Origin of the sequence: Lutibacter sp. B1 (genome assembly GCF_012524075.1) — a bacterium.
Lineage (GTDB): Bacteria > Bacteroidota > Bacteroidia > Flavobacteriales > Flavobacteriaceae > Lutibacter.
Genome location: NZ_JAAZUI010000083.1, coordinates 1 through 1,476, shown reverse-complemented (window position 1 = coordinate 1,476; position 1,476 = coordinate 1). Strand labels below are relative to the sequence as shown.

Annotated in this window: 2 protein-coding genes; both read right to left on the bottom strand. The window is 29.7% G+C overall.

Annotation, left to right across the window (positions count from 1 at the left end; translation table 11 throughout):
• Nucleotides 1–105: 105 nt before the first annotated feature.
• Nucleotides 106–306, bottom strand: coding sequence for a hypothetical protein (locus tag HGB55_RS14895; protein ID WP_168817853.1), 201 nt, complete (start codon nucleotides 304–306; stop codon nucleotides 106–108).
• Nucleotides 307–754: 448 nt separating this feature from the next.
• The gene (locus HGB55_RS14890; protein ID WP_168817851.1) at nucleotides 755–913 is read right to left on the bottom strand and encodes a hypothetical protein; all 159 of its coding nucleotides are present in this window, start codon (nucleotides 911–913) and stop codon (nucleotides 755–757) included.
• Nucleotides 914–1,476 lie beyond the last annotated feature (563 nt).

The following is a 1,476-nucleotide window of genomic DNA, read 5'->3' as shown; positions in this document are numbered from 1 at the left end:
ATTCTAGTTTGAATAAGTTTTCATTTTCTCTATATACTTCATCAATTATTTTTCTAAGTCCAATTGGTATTTTCTTTTTCATTTTTAGCAATTACAGGTAACGGTTTAGGCTATGTTGTCGTTGTGGAAAAATCGGCAAGATTTTTCCGCCATAGCAATAACTTTAGTAAATATACGAGGATTTTCTGAAAAAGAAAATCCGCCACAATGCAATATAGCCATTGTTAGCATATTTAGCGACACGTTCTGCTGAGCATTGAATTTTTCTATTATCTGAGATTTATCAAACATACTTATTTTTCTCATTTAGCTTTTTCTCCGTTGTTATTTTCACGTTTTACAGGAAAAACTTTGAAATTTCTCAATTTATTGGCAATTATTCATTTTAAAGATATTCGTATTCGTTGCTCAAAATCTTAACCGTTTCAATGCTCAATTCCGGTAGAGTGGAAGTCAATCTGGAATTTTTCAGGTTTGTACATATTTTTCATTCAAAGCAAATTCATTCCGATTCAATTCTCATACCTTTTTGAGTATAAATCACTCAGAAATTTCTCGATTTAGTACAATTTTTTCAGTAAAAACTCAATTCTTTCTGTTTTCATTACTCAAATCTGACCGCTACAATTTTCACTCCGAAATATTGCTAAAAATCATAGTTTTCAATTAACTTTTTCAACTTTAATTTTTCTGACCAAAACTCAGTCGAGCTATTTATGCTAACGGTTTAGGCTATGTTGTCGTTGTGGAAAAATCAGCAAGATTTTTCCGCCATAGCAGTTATGTTAGTAAATATACGAGGATTTTCTGAAAAAGAAAATCCGCCACAATGCAATATAGCCATTGTTAGCATATTTAGCGACACGTTCTGCTGAGCATTGAATTTTTCTATTATCTGAGATTTATCAAACATACTAATTTTTTTTATTTAGCTTTTTCTCCACTATAATTTTCACGTTTTAAAGGAAAAATTTTGAAATTTCTCAATTTATTGGCAATTATTCATTTTAAAGATATTCGGATTCATTGCTCAAAATCTTAACCGTTTCAATTCTCAATTCCGGTAGAGTGGAAGTCAATCTGGAATTTTTCAGGTTTGTACATATTTTTCATTCAAAACAAATTCATTTCGATTCAATTCTCATACTTTTTTGAGTATAAATCACTCAGAAATTTCTCGGTTTAGTACAATTTTTTCAGTAAAAACTCAATTCTTTCCGCTTTCATTGCTCAAATCTGACCGCTACAATTTTCATTCCGAAATATTGCTAAAAATCATAGTTTTTAATTAACTTTTTCAACTTTAATTTTTCTGACCAAAACTCAGTTGAGCTATTTATGCTAACGGTTTAGGCTAGGAAAAGTTGCGAATTTGAAAACGTACTTTTCCGCTGTTTGTTTTGTTGTTTAAATTTAGTTTAATTTTTCTATTTAGCATAAAGAAGCAATTTTTTTTAGCCATTGTTAGCCAAAGTA

Coding starts and splice junctions, on each gene's coding strand:
- HGB55_RS14895 (WP_168817853.1), bottom strand. CDS start 306: ATGAGAAAAATAAGTATGTTTGATAAATCTCAGATAATAGAAAAATTC.
- HGB55_RS14890 (WP_168817851.1), bottom strand. CDS start 913: ATGTTTGATAAATCTCAGATAATAGAAAAATTCAATGCTCAGCAGAAC.